This window comes from Streptomyces montanisoli (genome assembly GCF_017813245.1).
In the GTDB taxonomy this organism is placed as follows: domain Bacteria; phylum Actinomycetota; class Actinomycetes; order Streptomycetales; family Streptomycetaceae; genus Streptomyces; species Streptomyces montanisoli.
The window spans coordinates 1-15,604 of record NZ_JAGIQL010000030.1 but is presented as its reverse complement, the minus strand read 5'-3'; the positions used below and the strand labels follow the sequence as shown (position 1 = coordinate 15,604).

At 73.8% G+C, this 15,604-nt stretch carries 16 protein-coding genes; 5 read left to right on the top strand and 11 right to left on the bottom strand.

Translation table 11 applies throughout. From position 1 onward, the window contains the following. Positions 1 to 94 precede the first annotated feature (94 nt). From JFN87_RS10270 to JFN87_RS10235, 8 genes are all read right to left on the bottom strand, one after another. Positions 95 to 589 carry a spore-associated protein A gene (locus JFN87_RS10270; RefSeq protein ID WP_372449213.1) on the bottom strand — a complete coding sequence of 165 codons (495 nt, stop codon included), beginning with the start codon at positions 587 to 589 and terminating at the stop codon, positions 95 to 97. Between the two features lie 148 nt (positions 590 to 737). Further along, positions 738 to 1,103: an STAS domain-containing protein gene (locus JFN87_RS10265; protein WP_209339639.1), complete on the bottom strand. Its 366-nt coding sequence runs from the start codon at positions 1,101 to 1,103 to the stop codon at positions 738 to 740. Between the two features lie 152 nt (positions 1,104 to 1,255). Further along, positions 1,256 to 2,923, bottom strand: a complete 1,668-nt coding sequence (locus JFN87_RS10260; RefSeq protein WP_209339638.1) for an MFS transporter — start codon at positions 2,921 to 2,923, stop codon at positions 1,256 to 1,258. A 181-nt stretch (positions 2,924 to 3,104) separates the two neighbouring features. Further along, the gene (gene cpt / locus JFN87_RS10255; RefSeq protein ID WP_307865386.1) at positions 3,105 to 3,641 is read right to left on the bottom strand and encodes a chloramphenicol phosphotransferase CPT; all 537 of its coding nucleotides are present in this window, start codon (positions 3,639 to 3,641) and stop codon (positions 3,105 to 3,107) included. Positions 3,642 to 3,684: 43 nt separating this feature from the next. Next, the gene (locus tag JFN87_RS10250) at positions 3,685 to 4,536 is read right to left on the bottom strand and encodes a hypothetical protein (protein ID WP_209339637.1); all 852 of its coding nucleotides are present in this window, start codon (positions 4,534 to 4,536) and stop codon (positions 3,685 to 3,687) included. Positions 4,537 to 4,661: 125 nt separating this feature from the next. Continuing rightward, on the bottom strand, positions 4,662 to 5,363 hold the full coding sequence (locus JFN87_RS10245) for a type 1 glutamine amidotransferase (RefSeq protein WP_209339636.1): 702 nt from the start codon (positions 5,361 to 5,363) through the stop codon (positions 4,662 to 4,664). An 83-nt stretch (positions 5,364 to 5,446) separates the two neighbouring features. Then, a complete protein-coding gene (locus tag JFN87_RS10240) occupies positions 5,447 to 6,859 on the bottom strand; it encodes a cellulose binding domain-containing protein (protein WP_209339635.1) in 1,413 nt (470 codons plus the stop codon). A 155-nt stretch (positions 6,860 to 7,014) separates the two neighbouring features. After that, positions 7,015 to 7,887, bottom strand: coding sequence for an SDR family NAD(P)-dependent oxidoreductase (locus tag JFN87_RS10235; protein WP_209339634.1), 873 nt, complete (start codon positions 7,885 to 7,887; stop codon positions 7,015 to 7,017). A 156-nt stretch (positions 7,888 to 8,043) separates the two neighbouring features. Here JFN87_RS10235 and JFN87_RS10230 point away from each other — a divergent pair, with 156 nt between their 5' ends. The 3 genes from JFN87_RS10230 (at position 8,044) to JFN87_RS10220 (ending at position 9,752) form a co-directional block, all read left to right on the top strand. Beyond that, positions 8,044 to 8,475, top strand: a complete 432-nt coding sequence (locus JFN87_RS10230) for a VOC family protein (protein ID WP_209339633.1) — start codon at positions 8,044 to 8,046, stop codon at positions 8,473 to 8,475. Between the two features lie 87 nt (positions 8,476 to 8,562). Beyond that, entirely contained in the window at positions 8,563 to 9,003 is a 441-nt protein-coding gene (locus JFN87_RS10225) for a DUF6153 family protein (protein WP_245179128.1), read from the top strand. An 83-nt stretch (positions 9,004 to 9,086) separates the two neighbouring features. Further along, a complete protein-coding gene (locus JFN87_RS10220; protein ID WP_209339631.1) occupies positions 9,087 to 9,752 on the top strand; it encodes a DUF305 domain-containing protein in 666 nt (221 codons plus the stop codon). A gap of 14 nt (positions 9,753 to 9,766) precedes the next feature. Here the strand turns inward: JFN87_RS10220 and JFN87_RS10215 are convergent, their stop codons facing one another. Then, positions 9,767 to 10,999 (bottom strand): serine hydrolase domain-containing protein, encoded by a 1,233-nt coding sequence (locus tag JFN87_RS10215; RefSeq protein WP_209339630.1) that lies wholly within the window; start codon positions 10,997 to 10,999, stop codon positions 9,767 to 9,769. A 196-nt stretch (positions 11,000 to 11,195) separates the two neighbouring features. Here JFN87_RS10215 and JFN87_RS10210 point away from each other — a divergent pair, with 196 nt between their 5' ends. After that, positions 11,196 to 11,888: a chloramphenicol phosphotransferase CPT family protein gene (locus JFN87_RS10210; RefSeq protein WP_245179126.1), complete on the top strand. Its 693-nt coding sequence runs from the start codon at positions 11,196 to 11,198 to the stop codon at positions 11,886 to 11,888. 24 nt (positions 11,889 to 11,912) lie between these two features. On the opposite strand, the gene JFN87_RS34320 is transcribed toward JFN87_RS10210, so the two are convergent. Then, a complete protein-coding gene (locus JFN87_RS34320; protein ID WP_209339629.1) occupies positions 11,913 to 12,383 on the bottom strand; it encodes a hemerythrin domain-containing protein in 471 nt (156 codons plus the stop codon). 255 nt (positions 12,384 to 12,638) lie between these two features. Here JFN87_RS34320 and JFN87_RS10200 point away from each other — a divergent pair, with 255 nt between their 5' ends. Continuing rightward, positions 12,639 to 12,830 (top strand): DUF1918 domain-containing protein, encoded by a 192-nt coding sequence (locus JFN87_RS10200; protein WP_209339671.1) that lies wholly within the window; start codon positions 12,639 to 12,641, stop codon positions 12,828 to 12,830. A gap of 79 nt (positions 12,831 to 12,909) precedes the next feature. Here JFN87_RS10200 and JFN87_RS10195 read toward each other — a convergent pair whose 3' ends face one another. Further along, positions 12,910 to 15,324 carry an ATP-binding SpoIIE family protein phosphatase gene (locus tag JFN87_RS10195; RefSeq protein WP_209339628.1) on the bottom strand — a complete coding sequence of 805 codons (2,415 nt, stop codon included), beginning with the start codon at positions 15,322 to 15,324 and terminating at the stop codon, positions 12,910 to 12,912. Positions 15,325 to 15,604 lie beyond the last annotated feature (280 nt).

Here is a 15,604-nt window from a genome sequence, read left to right as displayed (position 1 = left end):
CGTCCGCGTGGGAGCGCGTTTCGCGTGGGTGCGGGCGGCCCGGTGGTTGCCGGGCCGCCCGCACCGGCGTCAGTGCGGGTGTCGGTGCCAGGCGTCAGCGCGCGAGCGCCGCGCAGTTCGTCTGGTTCTTGCCCGCGACCGCGCCCGCGATCTCGCCGCGCCAGCTGACGCACTGGCCCGGCGCGTAGAGGTACACGGGACCCGCGTACGTGGTGTAGTCGCCCGAGTCGACGACGTCACGCGTGTGCGTGCCGACGCCGATGGACGCCGTCATGTGGACCGCGGCGCCCGGCCTGCTGCGCACGGTGACGACGCAGTTCTTCTTGGTCTTCGAGCTGTAGGTGAGGTAGACGGTGCCCGCGGTCCCGATGGGCGCGGAGTTGACCACGCCGTACCCGGAGCCGCATGCGTTGTTGTAGGCGACGGCCGGGGTCTTCGCGCCGGTGGTGACCGCCGCCGCGGCCGGTACCGCGTGCGATGCGGCGGAGGCGGATGCCGCGGGGGCGGCGCCCGAGGATGGAGCGGCCCCGGCGGCAGGCGCGAGGACCACGCCCGCACATGCCAGACCCGCGAGAGCGACTCCGGCCACGGCACCACGCTGAGTGAACTTCATCGTTGTTCCCCCTGCTCTTGGCAGAAGCGGCGTCGGTCAACGCCACACAACGTCAGACCGCCGATCACCGGGGGGAGTTGTACGGGCGCAGGCCTGTTACAGACCCGGGACGATCCGTGACGGCTCAGCCGCCCGCGCCGTCCGGACGCGGGCGGTGCATCAGGACGCGCGCGGCGCTCACCCGGTACCGGCCGTCCCGCACGGCCCTGCCGTTCAGGCGCAGCACGCGCAGTGGCTGCCGCTGCCAGCCGACGGTCTCCACACTCGCCCTGCGCCGCAGCCCGAACAGGCGCAGCTCCTCCATCAGATGGACGCCCGCGACGTCCATGAAGGGCACGTCGCGCATGTCGAGCGTCACGTCGCGCGTGCCGGCCGGCATCTCGGCGAGAGCGCGGCAGAGCAGCGGGAGCGCGCCGAAGTCGAGATCGCCGTGCGGTGACAGTACGACGGCACGGGCATGGCGCGCGGAGGTGAACGTCATCGTGGACATGCCGCGTCCCCCTCTCCGGGTGCGGCCACACCTGCCTGATGGCCTCGGGCCCGCCGGCCTGGAGGGCCGGGCAGGCGCCCGGCCCCCACCGTCTCACCGAACGCCCGGCTTGAACAGAGCCGCGGCGGCCGGGTTGCGAGCGGGACGTCGCGTCAGGCGCCGTCGCCCGCCAGCGCCAGCTCCTCGTCCGCCACGGCCTCCCGGTGGCGCCGCTCGTCCTCCTTGGCCCGGCGCGGGCTCCAGCGTCCCGCCATGACGAAGACGAACGGGACGAACACGACCTGGCCGCCCACCGTCACCCACCACCACGTCTGCCACTGGCCGGGACCCTGCCGGCTCGCCCTGGCGACCTCGGGACCGTACCGGCGCAGTACGTCGAGCTGCGGCTGCGCCTTCTGCACCAGAGCGAGGCCCGAGGGGCCCACCTCGCGCGCCGCCCGCGCCGCCAGCTCCCGTGGCGCCTTGCCCGCCGGGTACTTCGCGAGCCGCGCGAACAGGTCCGGGTGCGCGTTCACCACCGCGAGCGCCGGGCCCGCCTCGCGCTGCGCGGCCGCGACCGCCTCGCCGTGCTCCACGAGCGGTGACGCGGAGGTGACCACCAGCGGCAGCACGGCGCTCGACGCGGCCACCACGATCCGCAGCGTCCACCCCCACACCGCGAGGCCGGCCGCCGTCGCCGCGGGGTTGCGCCTCTCCACCGTCTCGGTGAAGCTCGCCATCCACGGCGCGTAGGCCACGCCCGAGAAGACACCGATCGCCACGAACAGCCACGCGAAGGTCGAGTAGCTCGCCTCGTGGTGCGTGGCGAGGACCGCGAAGTACGACGTCGCCGCGATCGAGCCGGCCGCGCCCACCAGCATGAACGGCTTGCGCACCCGCAGCCTGTCCGACAGCAGCCCGACCACCACGAGGGCGATCGCGTTGGCACCCCAGTACCAGTTGGCGAGCGCGTTCGTCCGCTGCTGGCTGTAGCCGAAGTTGGCGGAGAAGTACACCACGAAGTTGCCCACCGCGGCGAAGTACAGCAGCAGGAACACACTGATGGCGACGGCGGAACCCACCACGTCGAGGTGGAGCATCTGCCGCCACGGCGACCCGTCGCCGGTGGCCGCCGCACCCGCCCCGCGCCGGGCCCGTGCCTCCACCAGCGCACGGTCACGCAGGCTGACCATCACCTGGCCGCGCAGCCCCGGGGACAGCTCACGCAGCGCGAACAGCGCGACGGCGAACACGACGAGCCCGGCGACGCCCGAGTACCGCAACTCGTCCTGCCACGACGAGGAGTCGAGCGTGGTGCTGGTGACGACGGTGACCACCAGCGAGCCGAGCACCGGCCCCATCGTCCAGTAGCCCATCGCCGTCGCCCGGCCCAGCTGGGGCGAGAAGTCCCGTATCAGCGCCGGCGTCGCGACGAGCACGATCCCCTCCACGAGACCCACCAGGCAGAACACCACCGTGTAGAGCGTCTTGTCCGGCGCGGCGGGCAGCGCGAACACCAGCAGCAGACCCGCCACCAGCAGCCCGTAGACCACCAGGTTCGCGCGGCCCCACCGGTCGGCGAGCCCGGCGACGAGCGAGGTGAACGCGCCGACGAGGTTGCCCAGCACGGACACCCAGACGAAGTACGTGTAGCTCATGCCGTAGTGGGTGATGATCGACGTCGCCACCGCGTACTGCACGTAGAGCATGTAGTAGAGCACGACCGTCGTCACCACGACGATCGCCAGGTTGGCGTACCGCCGGGGCGGCGCCGGATAGTGCGGCAACTCCCGGTACCACAGCCGGGAGGCGACGCCGGGACTGCCAGGACGGGTGGGCATGGGGGCCTCCTCCGCATGCCGGAGCACGCCGTGCGGGCGCACCCCGCGCCCGCGCCCGCTCCGAGGTGGGGGAGAGGCTAGTACCGACCGGTCGGTACGGCCTAGATGCGTGCAGCGGTCAATTCCGGCGGGGTCGCGTCCGAGGCCCCGGACGGCCGACTGCCTCAGGCGTCCTGGGAGTTCACGTCACGCGCCGCGCGATGGCCAGGGCGCAGTCCCGCGCCTCCGTACGGGTCGTGTCCACCTCCATGTCGTAGCGCACGCCCCGGTGCACCACACCGGCCTGCGCGGCGGCCATGCCGGCGACCCGGTCGCCGCGCGCGGTCTCCCGGCCCGCCGCCACCCGGGCGTCGCACCTGACCCCCACCCACAGCACCCGCAGCCCGCCGAGCCGCGCCACCCACCGCTCCTGCGACGCGGCGCCGCCGAGGAACACCTCGTCCACCACCACCCGCGCACCGGCCCGCGCCATGGCCGCGACCCCCTCGATCCACGCCGCCTCCACCTCGCGGAAGCCGGCGCCCGCGCGCACCTCGCCCGACGGCTCGAACGTCAGGCCGTCCTCGGCGTCGCGCAGCGCGGCCGGCAGCGCGTCGACCAGTGTGTCGACGCTGAGCGACAGCCACGGCTCAGGGAGCAGGACGTGCTGCAGGCACCGGGCAATTCCGGACTTCCCCGCACTGGAACCACCGTTGAGCACGATCACCTGGAAGGACACACGGGCCAACCTAGCCCCGGCGCCCCCGCGGGTCACCGGGATTTCAGCGGGCGCCTTCTGCTCGCCGCCGGTGCTCGCCGCGCAGCACCCGGGCCGGCGCCTCGTCGTCGTAGGCCCCGCACCCCGTCGCCGACCACAGCGACATCTGCTGCGGCAGGGCGTAGTACGGCACGAACACCTTCGCGCTGCGGTGCTTGGACACCTTGACGGTGAACAGCGCGGGCAGCACGTCGGGGGCCTGGTCCGCGAGGATCGCGAGCCGGCACGAGGAGCAGGCGGGCCGCCGGTCGGCGGCAGCCTCGCGCGGCGAGACACGTACGCGCCCGCCGCCCTTCGCGCCCTTGCCGCCCTTACCGCGCTTTCCGTGCGTCGCCCGGTCGGTGGGCAGCTCGGCGCGTCCGTGCAGCGGGTTGTAGAAGCAGCGCACCACCCTCTTCGGCGGACGCCTGCCCTCGTGGCGTGCGTGCGCGGCGGCGAACAGCTCCGCCGCGCGGTCGGCGAGCACCACGGACGCCGTGAGGTCCGGCAGGTCCACCGCCTCGTCGAGGATCTTGCCCGCCGCCTGGAACGCCTCGAGCGCCGCGTCGTACTCCCGCCGCACGGCGGACTCCGCCCCGCCGGGGAGCTCGAGGCGTGCGTCCGACAGCAGATCGCCCACGTCGGCCAGGCGCGCCCGCGCCAGCGACGTGAGCCGATCCCGCAGCACCTCCCACTCCCGCAGGACGCGCTGCTCGTCCTCCCTGCCGATCGGCCGGGTGCCCGCGCGCCCGCCGCCGTGCGCCGCGTCGTAGGCCGCCGCCACGGAACCGACCACGGCCGCCCGCCGCCACAGCCGCGGGAACGCGGGCAGGAACCGCCGCCGCCCGGCCGCGGAGTCCGCGCCGGAGCCCGTCACCGGCTCATCCCGGCGGCGGACGGGGCGGGTACGCGGGCGATCACAGTCATCGAAACGTGGATCTTACCAAGAACGGGCCGTCCGGCGGCCGTTCACGCAGCGGACGCGCGTCAGGCCGTGCCCGTTCACGCAGCGGAAGCGAGAGCGGCGAAACGGGCGGCGACCTGCCGCCAGACCGCGCTCTCGGCCGCCTCGTTGCGTACCGCCGCCGCGTGCAGCTCCGCGCGGTCCCTCCCGTACCTGCCGAGCCGCTCCGTGCTCCACCCCTGGATCCGGTCGGCCTCGGCCTCCGGGTGGAACTGCACGCCCCACGCGCGGGATCCGAGGCGGAACGCCTGGTAGGGGCAGTGCTCGCTGAGCGCGAGCCAGCGCGCGCCCGGCGGCAGCTCGGTGATCCGGTCGACATGGTTCTCGATGGCGCTCGGGCGCGCGGGCAGCCCCGCGAACAGCGGGTCGTCCGCGGCCTCGGGCCGCAGCGTGAGCGGTGTGCTGCCGAACTCCGGCTCCCCGTACTCGCCGCGCACGGCGCCCCCGGCTACCTGGGCCAGCATCTGGCCGCCCAGGCAGATCCCGAACAGCGGGATGTCACGGTCCAGCGCCTCGCGCACCAGCGCGCGCGTCGGCGCGAGCCACGGCGCGCGGGCGTCGTCGTCCGGCAGGTAGCCACCGCCGAGCACGATCAGCGCCTGGTGGTCGAGCGAGGCGGGGAGCGGGTCGCCCTCGTACGCGGCGACGACGTCGAGCGCGAGGCCGCCCTCCGCAAGCCAGCCGGCCCACCGTCCCGGCCCGCTCCCCGGGCCGTGCTGCACAACCAGTGCCTTCGCCATCGCCGTGACCTCGCCTTTCCGCGTGAATTGCCGCGCCGGTCACCCTATCCGCGAGGGCGCGGCACGCCGCGCGCGGGCCGGTCTCACTCGTACGCGCCGAAGGCCTTCGTGAACTCCAGCGGCTGCTGCGTGAGCGAACTGCACGTCGGGTCCGCGGAGTTCTTCGCGCCGCCCGCGCACTGCTTGTCGCGGGCCGCTGACCACATCGACAGCCAGGCGAGCTTCTTCGACCGCGCGAAGTCCACCAGCTTCGACGCGTCGGCGACGGTGAACTTCTCGGAGCTCACGTCGTTCACCCCGATCATCGGCGTGACCGCGACGGTTTTCCACGCGGCGGCGTCGGACAGGCCGAGTACGCCCTTGATCTGCGCCTGCGTCGCCGTCGCCGCCTGGATCGCGTACTGGCCCATGTCGCCGCCGTAGGACGCCCCGTAGTCCATCGCCATCACGTTGACAGCGCCGATCTTCACGCCGTTCTTGTGCGCGTCCGACACGAGGTCGACGCCGGCCTGGGTCAGCCCCTCGGGCATGACCGGCAGCGTGAACGACACGTCGAGCCCCGGGTGCGACATCTGCAGCGCGGCGATGGCCTGCGACCGCCGCGTGCCGGCCGCCGTGTCGGGCAGCGCGGCGCCCTCCACGTCGAAGTCCACCTTGGTCAGCCTGTACTGGTCGATGACCTTCCCGTACGCCGCCGCGAGGTCGGAGGCGGACGAGCAGGCGCTCGCGAGTTCGGTGCCCGAGGCACCACCGAACGAGACGCGCACGTCACCGCCCTTGGCGCGCAGGGCGTCGATCTGCCCGGGCGTGCCGTCCGAGCCGATGGCGCTCACGCCGCCCCACTTGGGCACGCAGCCGCCGCCCGAGGTGACGAACGCCAGGTTGAACGTGGTGACGCCCGTCTTCGACGCGGTGTCCAGCAGGTTGTACGACGGGTAGAGCGAGGTGTCCACATAGGGGGAGAACCCGCCGCCCGACGCGGCCGGGCCGGTCGGGGCGGTCGGCGTCCCGGTGGTCGGCTCCTTGGTGGGACGGCCGCTGGGCTCCGGGGCCGCGCCGCCGCCGGCGGAGCACTCGGCGGAGTCGAGCAGGCACGACGTCGGGTCGGCCGCCTTGCCCGGCGACGATGTCACGAAGCCGACGGTGACGGACGCGCCGGGCGCGATGTCCCCGTTCCAGCTCGCCGGCTTCACCGTCACGTGCCGCCCGTCGACGGTGTGCGTGCCGTTCCACAGCGAACTGAGCGTGGTCCCCGCCGGCAGGTCGAACTCGAGCGTCCAACCGGACAGCGTCCTGTCCGTCGAGTTGGTCACGACGTACCGGCCGGCGTAGCCGCCCGACCAGGAAGAGGTCCTGGAGTAGGCGGCGCCCGCCGTGGCGGCCTGCGCGCTGCCGGCGACCGCGAACCCGGCGCCGCCTATGACGCCCGCCGCGACCACGGCCCCGATCACCTTGGTCCTCGTGGTCACCGTGCGGCGGTGTGTGCTGTTGCCCATCGTGTGTCTGCCTCTGCGTAGCCGGGATTGGTGGGGAGCAAGGAGGCCTTGCGCTCCAGGACGCTAGCCCGGCCGGCAGCCGCGAAATCCGCTTATCGGGCAGAGGTGCGTGTTCTTAGGGCGCGCTTAAGGCACGCATCGGCGACGGTTAAAGATCAGCGGCACCCGGCCCCGCCGGCGTCGCGGTAACGGGGCGCGAGCGAGGCGCCCGCGGCGGTGCGGATGTCCCGCTCGGCGTCCGCCAGCCCGTCGATCGCTTCCGCCGCGTCGAGCCCCGGCACGCACACCGTCTCGCCGGAACGCAGCGCGGCGAGCGACGCCGTGACCACATCCGCCGGGTCCATCCCGCCCGAGTCGTGGACGCGCGGCGCATCACCCGGCACCGGCTCCTCGCCACGCGTGAGGTGGAACTCCGTGGCGGTCAGGCCGGGGCACAGCAACTGGACGCGTACCGGGGTGCCGGCCAGTTCGGCCGCGAGCGTGCGGGTGAACGTGACGACGAACCCCTTCGTCCCGCCGTACACCGTGCGCTGCGGCAGCCCGCCCGGGGAGGGCGGCAGGCTCCCCGCGAACGCCAGCAGCGAGGCCACGTTCACGAGGGCGCCGGAGCCCCGCTCCAGCATCCCGGGCAGAGCCGCCCGGCTCAGCCGCATCACCGCCGTCACGTTCAGCGCCACGACCTTCGTCAGCAGCGCGGGGTCGGCCTCGGCGAAGGGGCCGTAACCGTTGACGGCCGCACTGTTGACGACGAGGTTCACGTCGCCGCCACCGGCGCGCTCCGCCACCTCGGCGAGCGGCCCGTCCTGCGAGAGGTCCGCCGGCACCTCCTCCACCCGCACGCCGTGAGCGTCGCGCAGCCGCTTCGCCTGCAGGGCGAGCCGCCGGCCGCGACGCGCGACGAGCACGAGGTCGTGCCCCAGCGACGCGAGCCGCCGCGCGTACTCGAAGCCGATGCCCGAGGAGGCACCGGTGACGAGCGCCGTCCCGGGGCGCCGCGCCGCCTCCGGCCTGCCTGGTACGCCGCTCACTTCGCACTCCCGTCCCTGGAGGAAACCGTCCACCCATCATGCGCCGCCGCCGCGGTCCACGCGGAACGGGACCCGCGGCAGGCCGCCCAGGTCGCGGCACCGTGCGTGTCCGTTCCGTTCAAGACATGACCCCGGCGCACGCGCCACACTCGCCCCATGGAACAGCGAACCGACTTCCTCACCTTCTCCACCGCCGACCTCGACGCGGCCCGCGCCTTCTACCGCGACGGGCTCGGCTGGACGCCCCTGCTCGACGTTCCCGGTGAGATCGTCTTCTTCCAGGTGGGCCACGGACTCGTACTCGGCCTGTTCGACGCGGAGAAGTTCGCCGAGGACCTCGGCGTGCGCGACGCGCCGATCCGCGGGGTCACTCTCTCCCACAACGTCGAAGGACCCGAGGCCGTGCGGGCGGCCGTGGAGCGTGCCGTCGCCGCCGGCGGCACGGTGCTCAAGGAGCCCCAGGAGGCGGCCTTCGGCGGATATCACGCCCATGTCGCCGACCCGAACGGCCTCGTGTGGGAGATCGCGCACAACCCCGCCTGGAGCGTGCAGCCGGACGGCACGGTGCGGCTCGGGCTCATCGGCTGACCTCGGACGATGCCCGCCGGGACCCGGCGCGCGTGTGGAGGACGCGCGCCGCCGGGCGCATCCGTCGCGCCCCCTACGATGGCCTTCATGACCAGGAGCCGCCCGACGCAGCCGCGTGACGGCCGCTCGCGGGCGCTGCTCGTCCTGGCCCTGCTCTCCGGCCTCCTGGCCATGCACGGCCTGGCCGCGCACGCCGCGCTCCCGGCGCCGATCGCCCCGCACCGTACGCACCTGGCGGCGTCCGGCACTTCCACGGCCTCCGTCGTCCACGGGCACGCCCGGCCGCCCATGCCCGCGCGGGCGCCCCGGCCCGGCCCGTGCGGCGGTGGCACGGACGCCGGGCACGACTGCGCGACCACACTGTGCGCGGCCGACACGACCGTCACCACCTGGACACCGCCGGCCCTCCCGCAGGTGCCCGGGACTCCGGTCGACGCGCCCTCGGTGGCGCCGGACCGGGGCGCGCCCGCGCAGACCGCCTGCCGGGCCCCGCCCGATCTCAGCGAACTGCAACTCCTGCGCGTCTAGAGGCACCCGCACGGCACCGGCACGACAGCCGGCGCCGCGCCCCTGCCTGCCCTGGACAACCTCGCGCAAGGAGTCGCACTTCCATGACCACGACCACGACCACACGTCAGCCGGCCCGCCGGGCCCTCGCCGCCGCCACCGCCCTGATGGCGGCCGCGCTCGTCCTCACCGCCTGCGGCGGACAGGACGCGGGGAACGGCCGTCCCGCGACCGGCCCCGCCTCGGCCGCCACCACGGCGCCGGCCGGCAGCACCGCGTCGAGCAGCAGCCCTTCCGCGGCACCCACCGGAGCGCACAACGCGCAGGACGTGGCATTCGCCCAGGCCATGATCCCGCACCACCGTCAGGCCGTCACCATGGCGCGGCTCGCCGCGTCGCGGGCCGGATCGTCGTCCGTCAAGTCCCTGGCCGCAGGGATCGCGCGTGCGCAGGGCCCCGAGATCACCACCATGTCCGGATGGCTCACCGCCTGGGGGCGCCCCGTCCCGCCGGCCGCTGCCCACTCCGCCCACATGGGGCAGGGCATGATGAGCGACGCCGACATGGCCGCGCTGCGCAAGGAGACGGGCGCCGCCTTCGACACGGCGTTCCTGCGCATGATGATCGGTCACCACCGTGGCGCGGTGGCCATGGCGCACAAGGAGCACGCCGACGGCGCCTACGGCCCGGCGCAGCACCTCGCGGCGTCGATCACCTCGTCACAGACGGCGGAGATCGCACGGATGCGAACGCTGCTGGCCGCGCACTGACACACCGGCGGCCGTCAGTCCACCAGCGCCTGCTGCACCAGCGTGCGCAGGTGGGCGCGGATCGGGTACGTGCTGGACGGCAGCAGCTGGGTGAAGAACGAGACGGTGATGTCCTCCGCCGGATCCACCCAGAACGCGGTGCTCGCCGCGCCGCCCCAGCCGTACTCGCCCGCCGAGGCGATGTTGCGCAGCGCCACCGGGTCCGTGACGACGGAGAAACCGAGTCCGAACCCGGTCCCGTCGAACACCGTCTCGCTGAACAGCCGCCGGCCGAAACGCGCCAGGTCCACGCCGCCCGGCAATTGGTTGCGCGTCATGTGGTCCACCGTCCGGGAGCCGAGCAGCCGGGCACCGCCGCTCGCACCGCGGCCGAGCAGCATCTGCGTCAGCCGGTGGTAGTCGGCGGCGGGCCCGATGAGCCCGCCGCCGCCGGAGAGGTAGCGCGGCGGCCGAACCAGGCTGCCGGCGGGCGCGCCGGTCGGCGCGAGCGCGCCGTCCGGCCCCCGCACGTACAGGGTGGCGAGCCGGTCGGCCCCGTCGCCCGAGACGTGGAAGCCGGTGTCGTCCATCCCGAGCGGCTCGAAGATCCGGGTACGGAAGAAGGCATCCAGGCTCTGGCCGGAGGCCACCTCGACGACGCGGCCCAGCACGTCGGTGGAGAGCGAGTAGTTCCACTCGGCGCCGGGCTGGAACAGCAGGGGGATCCGCGACCACGCGTCGCACGCGTCCGCCAGCGTGTAGCCGTCGGGCTGCCCCCACTCGAACCCGCGGGCGCGCAGGATCGCGTCGACGGGGTGGGCGCGGTGGAAGCCGTAGGTGAGCCCGGAGGTGTGCGTGAGCAGATGCCACACGGTCATCGGCTCGGTGACCGGCACGGTCTCCTGCTTGAGGTCGCTGCCCGCCGTGAAGACCCTCAGGTCAGCGAAGGAGGGGATGAACTTCTCGACGGGGTCCGTGAGCTGGAGCACGCCCTCCTCGAAGAGCATCATCGCCGCGACGGACGTGACGGGCTTCGTCATTGAGTACCAGCGCCACAGGGTGTCCGTCTCGACCGGTCGCCCGCTGCTCACGTCGCGGTGGCCGTAGGTGGACAGATGCACGATCCGCCCCGCCCGGCTCACGCTGATCAGCCAGCCGGGCAGCCGCCCGTCGTCCACGTACGACCGGAAGTACCGGTCGATGCGGGCCAGCCGGCCGGCGTCGAAACCGAGTTCACCGGCCTCCGCCTCCACGGCGAAATCAGCCATGCGTCGCCTCCACGAGCGAGTAGGGCCCCTCTGACGGCACGGGCACCGCGCACCGCACCCGCGCGCGACGCGTCCGCGGACGGCATCGCCGCTGGTGGCGCCACGGCGTGCCAGCGTGTCACTGATCACCGACACGCCACAAGGGGACGGCGCCCGTGGTTGACTGCCCGGAGGCGGCGGGGGAGAGGCGGACACGATGCCACGGGAGCACACCGGGCACGCCGGTGAGATGGCGAGCGCGGAGCCGGCCGCATCCGGCACCGGTATGCCGGGCGGCCGTATCGCGACGGCCGATCTCCTCCGCGACGACGTACCGCACACCGCTGAGCCCGGGACGGTGATCCTGCTCAACGGCACGTCCAGTTCCGGCAAGTCGAGCATCGCCGAGGCGCTGCTGCCGCTGCTGGCCGAGACCTACTTCCACATGCCCGTCGACGCGTTCCATGCGATGCGCGTCGACCGGGACATCGCGGACGATGACCTCCAAGCGGAGATCGACCGGACCTCAAAGGGGTTCCACCGGGCCGTCGCGGGCATGGCGGCCGCGGGCAACAACCTGGTGGTGGACTATCCGTTGAGCCGCCGCTGGCGGCTCCTCGACTGTCTCGCGCTCCTCGACGCCCGCCGTGTCGTGCTCGTGAAGGTCTACTGCCCGCGGGCGGAACTGGTGCGCCGCGAGACCGAGCGCGGGGACCGCACGCCCGGGCTCGCCGCGGCACAGTACCCGGTGGTGCACGCGCACGGCGTCCACGACGTCACCGTCGACACCAGCCGCGAGACACCGCGTCAGTGCGCGGAGCGCATCGCGCGGCATCTGTACGGGAACCCTCCGCGTCCGACCGCCTTCGAACGACTGTCCGCCCTCCTGGCGAGCCGGAATACCGGTTGACGCCACCCGCTGCCCACCGCGTGCTCACAGCGGGCCGAGCGTCTCGCCCGGCACGGCCCCCGGTTCTAGCGTGTCGAGCACCGTGAGCAGCAGCCGCTCCTCGTAGCGGAAATGGTTCTCCATGAGCGCGGCGAGGCCCCCGACGTGGCGGTCCAGCTCGTCCGGTGGCGCCGCCCGCGCCGTGGCGGCGCTCAAGGCCGTGAGCAGGTGCGCGATCGTCGAGTGGTCCTGTTCGAGCGTGCGCAGTGCCGGCCGCAGTTCCGGGTGCGCGGCGGCGACGGCCGGGAACAGGGTGCGGTCCTCGCCACGGTGATGGCCGTCGAGAGCCGCGCAGAAGCCATGGCAGTACAGCAGCAGTTCGCGGGTGGCCGCCTCGCCCGGGGTGCCGTCGGCAAGGGCCGCGCGGGTCACGGCCAGAGCTTCCCGCAGCCTGCCGTGCACCCGGCGGATTTCCTGGCTCCAGGCCACAAGCCTGGTCGTCTCGCGCTCAGTCACGCGAGAGCGAAGGGTGCGACGAACGCATCGTCGGCCTCCTTCGGTCCGGCGCCTCCATGCCTGACACGGTCTGCCACCGGCACGCGACGCTCCCCGCACCCTACCCCGGTCCCTACCGGTTCGTACCCGGTCCGTGCCTCTGTCCGGGTGCACCGTGCGCGGTGGCGCGGCGTCACAGGCGTGTCGCGGTGCCGCGGTTCCTACGCTGCCGTGGTGGCGACCCCCACGAAACCCATCGGCAAGGAAGGCGACGACATGCAGGCCAGTATCGGCGACCGCATCCACATCCACGGCAGGACCGTGGGACAGCACGACCGCACCGGGGAGGTCGTCGAGGTGCTCGGTCAGGACGGCGCTCCGCCCTACCGGATCCGCTTCGAGGACGGGCACGAGACGCTGATCCAGCCCGGGCCCGACGCCGTGGTCGAGCGCCCGTCCCAGGCGTAGGCCGGCACCCCGCGAGTGGGCGCGGGCAGGCGCCGGCGCGGCTGCCCGTACCCGCCGCGCCCCGGCCCCGGGCTCGGGCTCACTCCTCCGCCCACGCGTCCGCCAGGAAGCCAAGACCCTGCTCGTCCAGCGACTGCTCGGTCCATATGGTCTTCCCGCGGTGGCCGTAGCGGCTGCCCCACCGCTGGCAGCACTGCGCGACGATGTACAGTCCGCGCCCTCCCTCGTCCGTGTCGCCGGCGCGGACGAGCCGGGGCTGGGTGTTGCTCGGGTCCGAGACCTCGCAGATGAGGACCGCCGCGTCGCGGATCAGCCGGAGCCCGACCGGGCCGCCCGCGTACCGGACGGCGTTGGTGACGAGCTCGCTGACGATCAGCTCCGTGGACAGGCTCAGCCGATCGAGTCCCCACGCGTCGAGCTGGTCGTCCGCCAGTTTCCGCGCCTCGGCGACGGATTCCGGGGCCGCGGGCAGCTGCCAGTTCGCCGTGTGCGACGCGTCGACGACGCGCGTGCGCGCCATCAGCAGCGCGATGTCGTCACGCGGCTGCGTGTCGCCGAGTTCGCCGAGCATCCGGCGGCCGAGCTCCCGCAGATCGATACCGGGGTGCCACGACGACGAGAGCCCCTCCTGGATGCGCCAAAGGCCGAGCTCGTCGTCGTACTCGGTCAGCGCGAGCAGGCCGTCGGTGTAGAGGGTCAGCACGCTGCCGGCTTCCGGCTCCAGCGTCACCGACTCGTACGGGACGCCGCCCACGCCGAGCGGCGGCCCCGGCGGCGCCTCGACGAAGGACACGGCGCCGTCGGGGGAGATCAGCACCGGCGGCGGTGTGCCCGCGTTCGCGAGCGTGATCCGGGCCTCGACCGGGTCGTACACCGCGTACAGGCAGGTGGCGCCGACGGCGTCCTTCTGCTCGGCCGCCGTCTCCGCGGCGAGGCGCTGGATGAGGTCGTCGAGCCGCGTCAGCACCTCGGCGGGGTCGAGTTCCAGGTCCGCGAGCGTCAGGATCGCGGTGCGCAGCCGGCCCATGGTGGCCGTCGCGGGCAGGCCGTGACCGATGACGTCGCCGATGACGAGCGCCGCACGCAGCGACGGCAGGGTGACCACGTCGAACCAGTCGCCGCCGATGTCCGCGCGGCCCGTCGCGGGCCGGTAGATGCCCTCCGCCTCCACCGCGGCGATGTCGGCGGCGGCACGCGGCAGCAGCCTCTCCTGGAGGGAGACGGCCGCCCGGTGCTCGCGCGCGTAGCGGCGCGCGTTGTCGATGCCGAGGGCGGCGCGTGAGGCGATCTCGCTCAGCAGGGACAGCTCGTCGCTGTCGAGCGGTTCCGGCCGCTCCGTGCGCCACACGGAGACGGCGCCGAGGCCGAGGCCACGCGCCAGCAGCGGCGCCACCGTGAGCGACCCGGCGCCCTCCGGCACGAGCAGCTCGACCAGCCGGGGATCGGACAGGGCGCCGATGGCCTCGTCACGCGTCATGGTCACCGCGTGCCCCTGCTGGACCCGCTGCAGCTGAGGGCTCTCCGGGAGCATGGGGTAGGTGTCCCCCTCGCCGAGCAGCGGTTCGGCCCTGCGGCTGTCCTCGCAGGCGACCGCGGCGCGCGTGAGGCGCGGCGTGCGGGTGCCGAGGGTGCTCGGCGGGTCGTCGCCCGCGAGCACGCCCTCGGTCAGGTCCACGGTGACCAGGCTGCCCAGATCCGTCAGGAGGACGTCCGCCAGCTCGTGCGCGGTCTGCCGGATGTCGAGTGAAGAGCCGATGCGGGCGGCGGCCTCGTGGAGCAGGGCCAGGTGCCGCTGGTCCCGCAGCTGCTTCGTCACGTTGTCGACGAGCGCCACCACACCGTTCGGTACGCCCTCGCCGTCGTGCAGGCGGAAGGCGGAGATCGACGCCACCTGCGGCCTGCGCAGGGGCGCGTCCGCGAGCCGCAGCGACTGCTGCGCGCCGAGCGCGGGCACGCCCGTGCGCAGGACGTCCGCGAGCAGGGCGCGCAGGGAGTCGGCGTCCGCCGCGTGCAGCCCCTTCTCCCAGGGCTCTCCCGGCCCCGGGGCGGGCTGGCCGAACATTCCGTGGCTGATGTTGGTCCGAACGAGTCGCAGGTCCCTGTCGTGGACGCCGACGCCGATGCGCCCCTGGGCGAACAGCGCCTGGAAGAAGGAGATGCCCTGCGCCCACTCCACCGCCTGCCGCGAGGGCAGGAGCATGACGACCCGGTGCCCGGTGGGCGGCACGGGGCACACCCCGAAGTCGACGGCGGTCCCGCCCGCCCTGCCGTGCCCGGCGCGCACCGTGTCCGCGAGGATCACGGAGCGGCACTCGCCGGGCGGGGAGAGCAATTCCCACAGGGGGACACCCATGGCTTCGCGGGTGTCGCGCCCGAAGAGCCGGGCCGCGGCCGCTGACCAGGAGACGACCAGCCCCTCACGGTCCACCACGGCGACGGCGACGGCATCGAACCGAAAACCCCCGAGGAGGTCGCTGCCCTCGTCTGATTCCACGCTGGCTCCTCCCGCCGCGCGAGAGAGTTTCACCAACTTTAACCCGATATCGCCGGACGCGAAGGGTGGCGGGTGCGGGGGAGCGGCGCCCGCCGCGCGCGGCGAGACCTCTCCGCCGCGCGCGGCGAGACCTCCGACCACCGGGTGGGCAGGACGGCGCCGGGCGCGGAGGAGTTACCGTGTGTGTCGTGACGATCTCGGGGGAGGCAGAGGAGCCGGGCCAGGGCGCGGCCCTGCTACTGGCGGCGGCGCCCCTCGGGCGGGGCCGCCTGATCGACGC